Source organism: Streptomyces xiamenensis, assembly GCF_000993785.3.
Taxonomy (GTDB): domain Bacteria; phylum Actinomycetota; class Actinomycetes; order Streptomycetales; family Streptomycetaceae; genus Streptomyces; species Streptomyces xiamenensis.
The window spans coordinates 3,365,800-3,378,424 of sequence record NZ_CP009922.3 but is presented as its reverse complement, the minus strand read 5'-3'; the positions used below and the strand labels follow the sequence as shown (position 1 = coordinate 3,378,424).

The window sequence follows — 12,625 nt, the reverse complement described above, 5'->3', positions numbered from 1 at the left end:
TACGAATGTGCTACTTCTTGCCCTGGTTCTTCACGGCCTCGATGGCGGCGCGCGCGGCCTCCGGGTCGAGGTAGGTACCGCCGGGGTTCAGCGGGCGGAAGTCGGCGTCCAGCTCGTACAGCAGCGGGATGCCGGTGGGGATGTTCAGGCCGACGATCTCGGAGTCCGAGATGCCGTCGAGGTGCTTGACCAGCGCGCGCAGGCTGTTGCCGTGCGCGGTGACCAGCACGGTGCGGCCGGCGGCGAGGTCGGGGACGATGCCGTCGTACCAGTACGGCAGCATCCGCTCGACGACGTCCTTGAGGCACTCGGTCTGCGGGCGCACGTCGGAGGGGATGTGGGCGTAGCGCGGGTCGTCGGCCTGCGACCACTCGGCGTCGGCGGCGAGCACCGGGGGCGGGGTGTCGTACGAGCGGCGCCACTGGGTGAACTGCTCCTCGCCGAACTCGGCGAGGGTGGCGGCCTTGTCCTTGCCCTGGAGCGCGCCGTAGTGCCGCTCGTTGAGCCGCCAGGAACGGGTGACCGGGACCCAGACGCGGTCGGCGGCGTCCAGGGCGAGGTTCGCGGTGCGGATGGCCCGCTTGAGCAGGGAGGTGTGCAGGACATCGGGGAGCAGCCCGGCGTCCTTCAGCAGCTCGCCGCCACGGACCGCCTCCTTCTCGCCCTTCTCGGTGAGGTTGACGTCCACCCAGCCGGTGAACAGGTTCTTGGCGTTCCAGTCGCTCTCGCCGTGGCGGAGCAGGATCAGCTTGTACGGTGCGTCGGCCATGCCCCGAGCGTAGACGGCCCCGGGGCGGGGGCCGTTTGTGGGGTTACCTGCTTCCGCCTCATATTGGTGCAAAGTGGAGGAATGACGGCATTCTCCCGGGACCGGGGCGCGGGCGGCGGCGGACGGCTGGCAGCGGTGCGGTCCGCGCTGGGTGTCCGCAGCATCGTCGGGCAGATGTTCGCCCTCCAGGTGGTGACCGTCCTGCTGCTGGTGGCCGCCGCGGCCATCACCATCTACGTCCAGATGGACCGCAACCAGCGCACCGCCGCGTACAACCGCACCCTCGCCGTCGCCACCACCTTCGCCAACTCACCCGGCATCGTCGCGGCGGTGCACTCCGCCGACCCCACCTCCGCCCTCCAGCCGCACACCGAAGCGGTCCGGAAGGCGGCCCGGGTGGGCGGCGTGGTGGTCACCGACACGGCCGGCATCCGCCTCACCCACCCCAGGCCCGCGGAGATCGGCAAGCCCTTTATCGGGGACGTACGGTCCGCGCTGGACGGCAACATCGTTCAGGAGTCGCTCAACGCGGCCATCGGCCCCGCCGTGCAGAGCGTGGTCCCCATCCGGGACGACACCGGCACCGTGGTCGGCGCCGTAGGGGTCGCCATCCTGCTCGACGAGATCACCATCAATTTCTCCGCCCGGGTGCCGCTGATCCTGGGCGCGCTGGGCGCCCTGCTGCTCACCCTGGCCGGCACCGCGCTCATCAGCCGGCGCCTGCTGAAGCAGACCCGCGGCCTGGGGCCCTCCGAGATCACCCGGTTGTACGAGAACCACGACGCCGTTCTGCGCTCCGTGCGGGAAGGCGTCGTCATCCTCGACGGCGACCGGCGGCTGCTGCTGGCCAACGAAGAGGCCAGCCGGCTGCTCGACCTGCCCGAGAACGCCCAGGGCCGTCCCCTCGGCGACCTCGGCCTCGCCCCCGCCACCGCCGAACTGCTGGCCTCCGGGCACGAGACCACCGACGAGGTGCACCGCTTCGGCGGCCGGCTGCTGGCCGTCAACCACCGCCCGATGGACCTGCACGGCGGCCCGCCGGGATCCGTCACCACCCTGCGGGACTCCACCGAGCTGAGCGTGGTGGCGAGACGCGCCGAGGCGGCCCAGCGCAGACTGCGGCTGCTGTACGAGGCCAGCGTGCGCATCGGCACCACGCTGGAGGTGGTGCGCACCGCCGAGGAGCTGACCGAGGTCGGGGTCCCCGAGTTCGCCGACTACATCACCGTCGACCTGGTGGACGAGGTGACGCGCGGCGCCGAACCCGTCGCCAGCGGCAGCCGGATGCGGCGCACCGCCACCCGCGCCGTACGGGAGGACCACCCGCTGTACGGGGGCGGCGGCGTCACCCTGGACACCACCTCCCCCGAGGTACGCGGCCTGCTGATGGGACACGCGCGGGCCGAACGCGACCTGCGCGGCACCACCTGGTGGCGGGCCGCCGACCCCGAGCACGCGCGGGAACTGCTCGACTTCGGCATCCACTCGCTGATCTCCACGCCGCTGCACGCCCGCGGCGTGGTGCTGGGCGTGGTCAACTTCTGGCGGGCGGACACCTCCCCCACGTTCTCCGAGGAGGACCTGTCCCTCGCCGAGGAACTGGCGGCCCGTACGGCGGTGTGCGTGGACAACGCCCGCCGCTTCACCCGCGAGCACACCATGGCCGTCACCCTGCAGCGCAGCCTGCTGCCCAGCGGGCTGCCCCGGCAGAACGCCCTGGAGGCCGCCACCCGCTATCTGCCCGCGCAGTCGGGGGTGGGCGGCGACTGGTTCGACGTCATCCCGCTGTCGGGTACGCGCGTCGCGCTGGTCGTGGGCGACGTGGTGGGGCACGGGCTGCACGCGGCGGCCACCATGGGACGGCTGCGGACGGCGGTGCACAACTTCTCGGCGCTCGACCTCACCCCGGACGAACTGCTGGGCCGCCTGGACGAACTGGCCTCCCGCGTCGACGCCGACGAGACGACCGAGGCCGGCGGCGGCGCCATCGCCGGCGCCACCTGCCTGTACGCGATCTACGACCCGGTGGACGGCGGCTGCGAGATGGCTCGGGCCGGACATCTGCCGCCCGCGCTGGTGCTGCCCGACGGCACCGTCAGCTTCGCGGACCTGCCGGCCGCGCCGCCGCTGGGCGTGGGCGGCGTCCCGTTCGAGACGACGCGGGTGGAACTGCCCGAGGGCAGCCGGATCGTGCTGTACACGGACGGGCTGGTGGAGAGCCGCACCCGGGACATCGACGAGGGCCTGGACCGCCTGCGGGAGGCGCTCGCCGCGTCGGGCCCCGCCCCGGAACAGACCTGCGACACCGTCCTGGAGCGCCTGCTGCCCGCCCGCCCGGCGGACGACGTCGCCCTGCTCGTCGCCCGCACCCGCATGCTGCGCGACGACCAGGTGGCCAGCTGGGACGTAGCCGCAGACCCGACCGCGGTGGCCCCGCTGCGGGCCGCCGTCACCCGGCAGCTGGCGGACTGGCACCTCGGTGACGCGGCGTTCATCACGGAGCTGATCCTGAGCGAGCTGATCACCAACGCCATCCGGTACGCCGCCGGGCCCATCGGCGTCCGGCTGCTCCGCGACCGGTCGCTGATCTGCGAGGTCTCCGACGGCAGCAGCACCTCACCGCACCTGCGGAACGCCACGGACACCGACGAGGGCGGCCGGGGCCTGTTCCTGGTCTCGCAGTACGCCGACCGCTGGGGCACCCGGTACACGCCCGAGGGCAAGGTCATCTGGGCGGAGCAGCGGCTGCCGGAAACCACGTGAGCCGGGCGGCGGGACGGCGTTAGGCTCGCTGTCATGGAGACGCAGGGCGGCACGGGCGGCACGGTGCGAGTGGACGTGTGGATCTGGTCGGTCCGCCTGGCCAAGACCCGCTCCACGGCGGCGGCGGCCTGCAAGGCCGGCCACGTCCGGATCAACGGCGACCGCGCGAAGCCGGCCCAGCCGGTGAAGCCGGGCGACGAGGTCCGGCTGCGGCAGGACGGCCGGGAGCGGATCGTGAAGGTCACCCAGCTCATCCGCAAGCGGGTCGGTGCGCCGGTGGCCGTGCAGTGCTACGTGGACAACAGCCCGCCGCCCCCGCCGCGCGAGGCGGTGGCCCCGGCGGGCATCAGGGACCGCGGCGCGGGCCGCCCGACCAAGCGCGACCGCCGCGAGATGGACCGGCTGCGCGGGGCGGGTTCCTGAGGGCACGGCCCCGGCTCAGGGGACGCTGATGAGCCTCCCCGGTGTCAGACCGTCGGATGGCCGCTGACGGTCTCCCCGGGCGGGACGAGTTCCTGAACGACGTCCCAGTGCTCGACGATCCGGCCTTCGTCGAGCCGGAAGATGTCGACGATGACGACGGGGTCCGGCGCCCAGCCGTGGACGACGCTGTGGGTGCAGACGAGGTCGCCCTGCGCGGCGGTCCGCTGCGGCGCCCCCACGAAACCGTCCAGGCCCGGCACCACGGCGCGCAGCGTGTCCAGACCGCCGGCCATCCGGGGCCTGTGCCGCACGTAGGGCTCGGCCCAGTACCGGTCGAGCGCGGTCAGGTCCTTCTCCCCGAAGAGTTCCCGCATGGCGGTCAGCACGATGCCGGTGTTGCGCCGGGCCTGGTCCGCCGCGGTGTTCTCGGCCATGGTCATGCCTTCTCGCCGGTTCCGGGGAGGTGCTCAGACGTGCCGCCGCCGTTGGTGCCGGGGGCGTGACGGGTGATCGGTGCGGGCCCGCCCGGAGTCTCCTGCACGCCGTCCACCCATGCGTACTGCAACGCGCCCGAGGGGCAGCGCCGCACCACTTCGGCCAGGCGCCCGGCCTCGGCGCCGTCGGGCCTGATCCACGGGCGCCGGGCGGTGTCGAAGACCTCCGGCAGGCCGCGGACGCATTCGGCGGCGTGCCGGCAGCGCGCGGCCTCGAAGGTCACGGTGATCGACCGGCCCTCGTACGTCTTCTTCCCGGTGCTGCTACTCATCACGGCCTCCGTCACCGCTCTGCCCGGACGGTTCAGTCGCTGACCGTGCTGCGGGACTGGTACAGCAGGTCCTGGTACTCGGGGTGCCGGGCGATCCACCCCGCGAAGAACGGACAGGTGGCCAGCACCCGCAGCTTCGCGGCGCGCGCCTCGTCGAGGGCGGTGCGGGCCAGGGCCGACCCGATCCCCTTGCCCTCGTGCTCCGGCGGAACCTCGGTGTGCACGAAGGCGATGAGTTCCGCCGTCCGGATGTACGCCGCGACGCCCGCGATCGCCGTCTCCCCGTCGAGCCGGGCCTCGTACCGGTTGGCCTCGGGTACGTCACGCACTTCCACGGTCATGTGTCCTCCATGATCCGCCGGGGCGGACGAACCCGGCGCGAAGGCCGGGACGTCCGCCACGACTGTTGATGTCCTCGTGCCGGATGTCCTGTGCGAGCGTGGCAGACCGGCCGCCGCCCGCCGGGGATCCGCTGGGCGACAGGCCGTGCCACGATACGCGGGACGGGCCGGCACGGTGGCCGGGTCAGCCGCCGTTGCGGCCCTGCCCGGCGAGAAGCTGGGTCTCCCAGGCGTAGGCCACACCGGTGGCACCGGTGTGTGCCAGCATGACCTCGACGAGACCCGGGAGGGTCTTCTCGCGGGCGTAGTCACGCTGCCACTCGCTCATCACCGCCATCCAGGTGATCGGGACGACGCCCGCCCGGGCCATGCGCCGCACGGCCATGTCGTGGGTCTCCTTCGAGGCGCCGCCCGAGGCGTCGGTGACGGCGAAGACCTCGAAGCCCTCGCCCGCCGCCTGGATGGCGGGCATCGCCAGGCAGACCTCCGTCCACAGACCGGCGAGGATCAGCTTCTTGCGCCCGGTCGCCTTGACGGCGTCCACGACGCGCTCGTCCTGCCAGGTGTTGACCCACGTCCTGTTGATCGGCTTCTGCTCCGGGAACACGTCCTGCAGATCCTGGAGGAGGAGGCCGCCGCGCTCCTCCAGCACGGTCGTCAGGATGGTGGGGACGTCGAACACCTTGGCGGCCTTGGCAAGACCGACGACGTTGTTCACGATCATCGTCGGCTCGTGGCTGTTCAGGTTGGCGAACTGGAACGGCTGGTGGTCGATCAGCACGAGGACGCTCTCCTCGGGCGTCAGCAGCGCGTCGAGTCCAGCCTTGTTCTGGGTGCTCATGGGATTCCCTCTCTGGGGCTTCGCTTCCGCGGCCGCCGGCGGTGCGCCGGCGTCCGGGGTCCGCCGTGAACGCGTACGGGCCCACCCCGACCGGCGGCGAACCCTCACCCTCTGGTTGACGTGTCACCTACGTTAGAGCGCTGTGATTGACGCGTCAACTAGTCCCCCGGGCCGATGCCTTGGAGAGTGCGGCGAGCGAGGCGGTGCCGCCCCGAAGCCCTCACCCGGGCAGGCCCCGCACACCGGGCGGGGAAGGGAACCGGAATCGGCCACGTCCACGGGATGGATCAGTGATCGGTGATGTCACTACGCTCACTCCATGAACGCAACGCCTCGCTGGCTGACCCCGGAGCAGAAGGCCGCCTGGGACGCCTTCATCCGCATGCACGAAAAGCTCATCGGAAGGCTCTCCCGCCGGGTCCAGGAGGACTCCGGCATGTCCCCCTCCGACTACATCGTGCTGGCCAAACTCACCGAGGCCGGCGAGCGGATGCGCTTCATGGACCTGGTCAAGCTGGTGGAGTGGGAGAAGAGCCGCATGTCCCACCAGATCACCCGCATGGCGAAGCGCGGACTGGTGGCCAAGGAAGAGTGCCCCGACGACGGGCGCGGAGCGTTCATCGTCGCCACCCCGGCCGGCCACCGGGCGATCGAGGACGCCGCACCCACGCACGTCGCCCACGTCCGCCGGCTGTTCATCGAGGCCCTCACCCAGGAAGAACTCGACACGCTCGCCCGGATCTCGAAGCGCGTCCTCACCCACATGGAGAAGCAGCCGGACTGACCGGCCGGGAACGTCGGCGGCGCGGCGGCCGGGTACCGGCACCCGTGGCCCCCGGCGGTCGCGGCCCCCGGTTCAGCCGGCGGACCGCAGGAGAACCCGGCCCGGGTCGCGCAGCCACACGCGTTGCTCGTCGGGGGTGACGGTCATGCCGAACTCCTCCGTCCGCGGGCGGCCGCGCTCCCGCCACCAGGCAAGAAACCGCGCGGCCTCCGCCACCAGATCACGCGGCCCGTAGCGATGGCAGGCATCGCGCCTGACCCACAGCCAGGACGCGTCGTCCCCGGACAGCAGGAGAACCCCGTCGCCCTGAAGCTGTGCGGAGAAGCCCGGCGCCCGCACGGCGAGTGCGAAAAGCGCGTGGGCCGAGCCGAGATCCAGCAGCCCCGCGTCGCCCTCGATCTTCTCCGAGTCCTTCCAGGTGGCCTCCCAGAGCGACCCGATGTCGGGGGGCGTCATGCGCTGGCCGCGCACCGGCATGAACGACTCCCGGCCCTGGAAACGCCCATGGGCCGTGCCGTCGTCGCCCATCCGGAGCCGGATCAGCCCGAAGCCGTTGGCGCAGGGGTACCAGGGGATGACCAGCACGCCGCCCGGCGCCACCTGGCGCAGCCAGGCCGGGGGCACCCGACGTACGGAGGCCGTGGCGATCAGCCGGTCGTACGGCGCCCGGTCCGGGTGGCCCGCCTCGCCGTCCCCGCAGACCACCAGCGGGCGGTGGCCGGCCGAGGCGAGTCGCTCGGCGGCGAGCTCCGCGAGCAGCGGGTCGATCTCGACCGTGACGACGCTTTCGGCGCCCACGCGTTCGCACAGCAGCGCCGCGTTGTACCCGGTGCCGCTGCCGATTTCGAGAACGGAGTGGCCGGGCCGGAGGTCCAGAGCGGCCAGCATGTTGAGCACCACGTCGGCCGAACTCATCGAACTCGTGGCACCGATCCCCGTGCCGTCCGCCACCGGGGCGCCGTCGCCGATCTGCGTGATCAGCGCCGCACCGGGGCGGTAGACCAGTTCGGCCCAGCCTTCGGGGTCCTCGCGGCGGTTCAGCGGACCCCAGCCGCCGTCGGACCAGCGCCACACGGTGTGCGGCGCGAACTTCTCCCGTGGGACGCGGCCGAACACCAGCCGCAGCCACTCCGCGCGGAAGCAGCCGTCCCGGTCCAGCGACTCGGTGAGCCGCCGGCGGAAGACCTCGGTTCCGGGCGCGGTGCTCACTTCTTGCCGCCGTCCTTCTTGTGCGTCCCGCCGCCGGGCTTGAAGACATCCGGGGGCACCTGGTGGTCCCCGGTCCCGGAGGGCCCCTGCGGCTTCTGCTCCTCCGGCTTCGGCTTGTCGTGCTTGCCCATGGCGCACATCCCTTCATCCGGTCACGTACGGCGCCGGGTTGGCTGCCGTACGTGACGATGCTTGCGCAGGGGAGAAGGGGACGTCCAGGAAATTTCTGAAGATTTCTCAGACCCAGGATTCGGCGGCGGTGGTGAGGAGCCGGCGGGCGTCCGCCCCGTAGAGCGCGTCAGCCGAAAGCATCTCGAACACCCTTTGATAGAGCGCGACTTCCTCGGGGAGCCCCAGCCTCAGCTCGGCACTGTAGATCTCGACCGTGACCAAACGATCATCAAGGATGCAGAAGCCATGTGCCGGCAGGAGCAGTTGTTGCTTCCGTTGCGGAATGACACCCAGCGAAAGCGTCGGAAGCGTGGTCGCTGAGACCAGTCGGTCGATCTGAGCCCGCATCACCGGCGCCGAGGCCGTGCTGTGGAACAGCGCCGACTCGGACAGCAGAAGGAAGCGCCGCTTGCGGCCGGGCTCGTAGAGGACCTGCTGCCGGGCCAGCCGCGCCGCGACCGCACTGTCGGTATCAGGAGGGCTCCCGTGCAGCCGGCCGTGCTGACGCAGGACAGAAGCGGCGTAATCAGCGGTTTGCAGCAGGCCCGGAACACAGCTTGATTCAAAAGAGCGGATGGTCTGGGCCGTTGCCTCGGCATCAGCCCACGCACGCTGCACCGCAGCGTGCCCCTGGCGCAATTGACGTCGCCAGTCGGCATAGCGCCGGTCGAGGTTGCGCAGAAGTATCAGCAGTTCTTCGGCTGCCTGCGGTTCTCCGCAGGCAGCCGTCCACTCCCGGATGTCACCCTCGGTCGGCGACTGTCGTCCGAGCTGAATCTTGGAGACCTTGCTGGGCGGCCACCCCAGACGTTCGGCAAGAGTGCGTCCGTCCACAGCAGCCGCCTGCCTGAGGGCACGCAGACGTCCGCCAAGCTCCTGCCTGGCTTCCTGGACGCCTCTCGGTGCCGAACTCAACGCGGGGGATGCTCCTTCACGAACTTCTCGTATGCGGTGGCGTGCTGGAAGGCAACGTCAAGCCACCGCGCGTGTTCGATGACCAGAGCCGGATCCGTGATGACCTCGGTCCGCACCCTCCGTCCTTCCTCATCGAAGTGCAGCACAACCACAGTATGCGAGTCGAACAGCCAGAAATCGCGGTCGGGCAGCCCCACCCGCTCGGCCGTGGCCCGGTCGAGGTAGCGGATGTCCTCCTTGCCATCGCGGACGTTGCACTCCGTGAGGTCGAGTTCAAACCGCAGGTAATCCGTCAGCTGCGCGGGGACGACCCGCACCCGGGCCACCGTCTTTCCCTGATCGGCGTGCTCGCGCATCAGGTCGGTCCACGGCCTCATCCACGCCACGTCGGTGTCCTCACCGGCCAGGAACCGGTCGAAGTGCTCCCGCTCGTACGAGACGTCGTAGTGATCGCGAGTCTCCAGCCGCCGGGCCGAGTGCTTGAAGTCACGGAACAGGGCATTCCACTGCTCGTCCGTCTCCAGGTCGTAGGACGCCGGCGACTGCTTCCTGGGTACGAAACGCTCCAGCAGTTCCCGGGGGACCTCGACCAGGTCCTCGTTCTCCTCCAGGTTCCGTGCGTCCCGATACGCCTCGTCACTGCGGTCGATCTTCCACCCCTGGATCACGACGGTGTTCCGGTCGGTCTCGTACACGGCGGGGCAGCCTCCGTTGATGCTGTCCGTGCCACTGAAGGTCATCCTCACTGCGTTCTCCCTCATGTGAGAAATTTCTCTGAGTTTCTTCCTCGCGCCAACGCCGCCAACCCTCGCACAGCCCCCACCCCCGCCACCACGGCGCGCAGGGGGCGCAAACAGCAGCGCCCGGAGTCAACTCCGGGCGCTGGTAGGGGGGAACGAGCTTCTCGGGGGTCAGTCCGGGGGGAAGAGGTGGGAGAACGCCGCCAGGTTGTGGGTGGGTTCGCCGCGCGAGACGCGCCAGGCGTGTTCCTTGCGGATGGCCGTCGCGAAGCCCATCTCCAGCAGAGTGTTGAACGCGCCGTCCGCCGTCTCCAGGACCACGCCCAGCAGGCGGTCCAGCTCCGCCGGGGTGGCCGCCGACAGGGGCAGGCGGCCGGCCAGGTAGATGTCGCCGTGGGCGTCCAGGGCGTACGCCACCCCGTACAGCCGGGCGTTGCGCTCCAGCAGCCAGCGGTGGACCGTCTCGTGGTTCTCGTCCGGCCGGCGGATGACGAACGCGTTCACCGACAGCGCGTGCCGGCCCAGCCGCAGCGAACAGGTGGTCGCCAGCTTGCGGGTGCCCGGCAGCGTGACCACGTAGTGGCCGGGGTCCGGGCGTTCCCACTCCACGCCCAGGTCGTTCAGCGTGTCCTCGACGGTCGTCGCGGTGGTGTCCTCAGCCATGCGCCGATCGTAGGGCGAAGCGGTGCGACTCCGTCGCCTCCCGGTACACGGAGACCGTGCCCGCCGCCGTCGCCGCCCACCCGAAGCGGCAGGCGTGCAGCGCCGCCGCCTGACCCAGGCGGGCCGACAGCGACGCGTCGGCCGCGAACCTGCCCAGCGCGTCCGCGTAGTGCACCGGGTCGTGGTCCTCGATCAGGAAGCCGGTCGCCTGGTCCCGCACGACCACCGGCAGCCCGCCCACCGCCGCCGCGATCACGGGGGTGCCGCACGCCTGGGCCTCCGCCGCCACCAGGCCGAAGGACTCGCTGTACGAGGGCATCACCAGCACACTCGCCGCCCGGTACCAGTCCGCCAGCCGCTCCTGCCCCACCGGCGGGTGGAAGCGGACCAGCCGGGACAGGCCCAGCCGTTCCGCGAGCTTCTGGAGCCGCTCGGGGCGGGCCAGGCCGGTGCCCGAGGGGCCGCCCACGATCGGGACGACCATGCGGCCCGGCTCGGCCAGCGACGGGTCGCGGTCCAGCAGGTCCCGCACGGCGTGCAGCAGCAGATCGGGGGCCTTGAGCGGCTGGATGCGCCCCACGAACAGCGGGATCAGCGCGTCCTGCGGCAGCCCGAGGCGGGCCCGCGCCGCCGCCCGCCCGTCCGCCGGGCGGAAGACGTCCAGGTTGACGCCGGGGTGCACCACCGCCGTGCGCATCGGGTCGGCCTCGTAGTGCCGCACCAGTTCGGCGGCCTCCTCGGCCGTGTTGGCGATCAGCCGGTCCGCCGCCCGCACGATCTGGGTCTCGCCGATCACCCGGGCCGCCGGCTCCGGGCTGTCCCCGGCCGCCAGCGCGGCGTTCTTCACCTTGGCCATGGTGTGCATCGCGTGCACCAGCGGTACGCCCCAGCGCTCCGCGACCAGCCAGCCCACCTGCCCCGACAGCCAGTAGTGCGAGTGCACCAGGTCGAAGTACCCGGGCCGCTCCCCCGCCCAGATCTGGGTCACGCCGTGCGTGAACGCGCACATCTGGGCCGGCAGCTCCTCCTTGCTCAGCCCCTCGTAGGGGCCTGCGTCCACGTGGCGTACCAGCACCCCGGGCGCCAGCTCCACAGTCGGCGGCAGCCCGCCCTGGGCCGCCCGCGTGAAGATCTCCACCTCCGTGCCGAGCGCCGCCAGCTGTCTGGACAGTTCGACGATGTAGACGTTCATGCCGCCCGCGTCGCCGGTGCCCGGCTGATGCAGCGGAGAGGTGTGAACGCTCAGCATCGCCACCCGGCGCGGTCGGTGCCCCACTGCGTCTCCTGACGGGCCGAGAGCGGAAAACGGACGTCTCCCCCACACCAGTGTGCCCAACGGTCCGGGGACGGCACGCGCCGGGTGGCGCCCGAAAAGTAGACTCGCCGGCATGCCTGAGGGGACGGTCACCCGGGGGACGACCAACCCCAATCGTTTGCGGCGCATGGACCGCTGGATCGCCCATGCGCACGGCACCGCCCTGCGCCGCGCCCACCACCCGCCGCTGGCCGTGGATCTGGGGTACGGGGCGGCGCCCTGGACCGCCGTCGAACTGCTGGGGCGGCTGCGCCGGGTACGGCCCGACGCCCGGGTGGCGGGGGTGGAGATCGACCCGGAGCGGGTGGCGGCGGCGCTGCCGTACGAACAGGACGGGCTCTCCTTCGTCCGCGGCGGGTTCGAGATGCCGCTGCCCGGCGGGGAACGGCCACTGCTGATCCGGGCCGCGAACGTGCTGCGGCAGTATCCCGAGGACGCGGTCGCCGGGGTGTGGGAGCGGCTGTGCGGGCGGCTGGCGCCGGGGGGGCTGCTGGTGGAGGGCACCTGCGACGAGCCGGGGCGGCGGCACGTGTGGGTGGCGCTGGGGCCGGACGGGCCGCGCACGGTCACCTTCGCCGCCCGGCTGGCGGATCTCGGCACCCCCTCCGACCTGGCCGAGCGGCTGCCCAAGGTGCTCATCCACCGCAATGTGCCGGGCGAACGCGTGCACCGGTTCCTGGTCGACTTCGACCGCGCCTGGGCCGCCGCCGCCCCGTACGCGCCGCTCGGCGCCCGGCAGCGCTGGGTCACGGCCGTACGGGCCCTGGCCGCCGCCGGCTGGCCACTGGCCGATGACGTACGGCGCTGGCGGCAGGGCGAGGTCACCGTGCGCTGGGCGGCGCTGGCGCCCGGGGGTACCGGCCCCGGCTGAGCCGGGTGGTCCCGGTCCGGGGTCAGGTCCGAACCGGCGGGCGCGGGTCCGGGC

Annotated in this window: 15 protein-coding genes; 4 read left to right on the top strand and 11 right to left on the bottom strand. The window is 71.9% G+C overall.

From position 1 onward, the window contains the following. Nucleotides 1–10 precede the first annotated feature (10 nt). Nucleotides 11–769, bottom strand: a complete 759-nt coding sequence (locus tag SXIM_RS15500; protein ID WP_030729636.1) for a phosphoglyceromutase — start codon at nucleotides 767–769, stop codon at nucleotides 11–13. Nucleotides 770–850: 81 nt separating this feature from the next. Here SXIM_RS15500 and SXIM_RS15495 point away from each other — a divergent pair, with 81 nt between their 5' ends. Both SXIM_RS15495 and SXIM_RS15490 read left to right on the top strand, forming a co-directional pair. Continuing rightward, nucleotides 851–3,532, top strand: a complete 2,682-nt coding sequence (locus tag SXIM_RS15495; protein ID WP_046724418.1) for a SpoIIE family protein phosphatase — start codon at nucleotides 851–853, stop codon at nucleotides 3,530–3,532. 33 nt (nucleotides 3,533–3,565) lie between these two features. Beyond that, a complete protein-coding gene (locus SXIM_RS15490; RefSeq protein WP_030729641.1) occupies nucleotides 3,566–3,955 on the top strand; it encodes an RNA-binding S4 domain-containing protein in 390 nt (129 codons plus the stop codon). Nucleotides 3,956–3,999: 44 nt separating this feature from the next. On the opposite strand, the gene SXIM_RS15485 is transcribed toward SXIM_RS15490, so the two are convergent. The 4 genes from SXIM_RS15485 to SXIM_RS15470 all read right to left on the bottom strand — a co-directional run bounded on the left by SXIM_RS15485 (nucleotide 4,000) and on the right by SXIM_RS15470 (nucleotide 5,903). Next, nucleotides 4,000–4,389 (bottom strand): nuclear transport factor 2 family protein, encoded by a 390-nt coding sequence (locus SXIM_RS15485; RefSeq protein ID WP_246156889.1) that lies wholly within the window; start codon nucleotides 4,387–4,389, stop codon nucleotides 4,000–4,002. 2 nt (nucleotides 4,390–4,391) lie between these two features. Beyond that, the gene (locus SXIM_RS28145) at nucleotides 4,392–4,721 is read right to left on the bottom strand and encodes a (4Fe-4S)-binding protein (protein WP_234306804.1); all 330 of its coding nucleotides are present in this window, start codon (nucleotides 4,719–4,721) and stop codon (nucleotides 4,392–4,394) included. 32 nt (nucleotides 4,722–4,753) lie between these two features. Next, complete coding sequence (locus SXIM_RS15475) at nucleotides 4,754–5,062, bottom strand: GNAT family N-acetyltransferase (RefSeq protein WP_030729651.1); 309 nt, start codon at nucleotides 5,060–5,062, stop codon at nucleotides 4,754–4,756. 184 nt (nucleotides 5,063–5,246) lie between these two features. Beyond that, nucleotides 5,247–5,903, bottom strand: a complete 657-nt coding sequence (locus tag SXIM_RS15470; protein WP_046724416.1) for a hydrolase — start codon at nucleotides 5,901–5,903, stop codon at nucleotides 5,247–5,249. A 319-nt stretch (nucleotides 5,904–6,222) separates the two neighbouring features. On the opposite strand from SXIM_RS15470, the gene SXIM_RS15465 reads away from it, so the two are divergent. Next, nucleotides 6,223–6,687: a MarR family winged helix-turn-helix transcriptional regulator gene (locus SXIM_RS15465; RefSeq protein ID WP_030729657.1), complete on the top strand. Its 465-nt coding sequence runs from the start codon at nucleotides 6,223–6,225 to the stop codon at nucleotides 6,685–6,687. Between the two features lie 72 nt (nucleotides 6,688–6,759). Here SXIM_RS15465 and SXIM_RS15460 read toward each other — a convergent pair whose 3' ends face one another. From SXIM_RS15460 to mshA, 6 genes are all read right to left on the bottom strand, one after another. Further along, on the bottom strand, nucleotides 6,760–7,896 hold the full coding sequence (locus tag SXIM_RS15460) for a methyltransferase domain-containing protein (protein WP_053116212.1): 1,137 nt from the start codon (nucleotides 7,894–7,896) through the stop codon (nucleotides 6,760–6,762). After that, entirely contained in the window at nucleotides 7,893–8,027 is a 135-nt protein-coding gene (locus tag SXIM_RS28555; RefSeq protein ID WP_267880992.1) for a hypothetical protein, read from the bottom strand. Before SXIM_RS28555 ends, SXIM_RS15460 begins: the two co-directional genes overlap by 4 nt. A gap of 106 nt (nucleotides 8,028–8,133) precedes the next feature. Beyond that, nucleotides 8,134–8,982 (bottom strand): helix-turn-helix domain-containing protein, encoded by an 849-nt coding sequence (locus SXIM_RS15455; protein WP_046724414.1) that lies wholly within the window; start codon nucleotides 8,980–8,982, stop codon nucleotides 8,134–8,136. Further along, nucleotides 8,979–9,722 (bottom strand): DUF6879 family protein, encoded by a 744-nt coding sequence (locus tag SXIM_RS15450; RefSeq protein ID WP_052385127.1) that lies wholly within the window; start codon nucleotides 9,720–9,722, stop codon nucleotides 8,979–8,981. Before SXIM_RS15450 ends, SXIM_RS15455 begins: the two co-directional genes overlap by 4 nt. Before the next feature lie 171 nt (nucleotides 9,723–9,893). After that, nucleotides 9,894–10,385 (bottom strand): type III secretion system chaperone family protein, encoded by a 492-nt coding sequence (locus SXIM_RS15445; RefSeq protein WP_030729666.1) that lies wholly within the window; start codon nucleotides 10,383–10,385, stop codon nucleotides 9,894–9,896. Beyond that, nucleotides 10,378–11,634 carry a D-inositol-3-phosphate glycosyltransferase gene (gene mshA, locus SXIM_RS15440; RefSeq protein WP_043177092.1) on the bottom strand — a complete coding sequence of 419 codons (1,257 nt, stop codon included), beginning with the start codon at nucleotides 11,632–11,634 and terminating at the stop codon, nucleotides 10,378–10,380. Before mshA ends, SXIM_RS15445 begins: the two co-directional genes overlap by 8 nt. A 139-nt stretch (nucleotides 11,635–11,773) precedes the next feature. Between mshA and SXIM_RS15435 the strand changes: the two genes are divergently transcribed. Beyond that, on the top strand, nucleotides 11,774–12,571 hold the full coding sequence (locus SXIM_RS15435) for a class I SAM-dependent methyltransferase (protein ID WP_046724410.1): 798 nt from the start codon (nucleotides 11,774–11,776) through the stop codon (nucleotides 12,569–12,571). Nucleotides 12,572–12,625 lie beyond the last annotated feature (54 nt).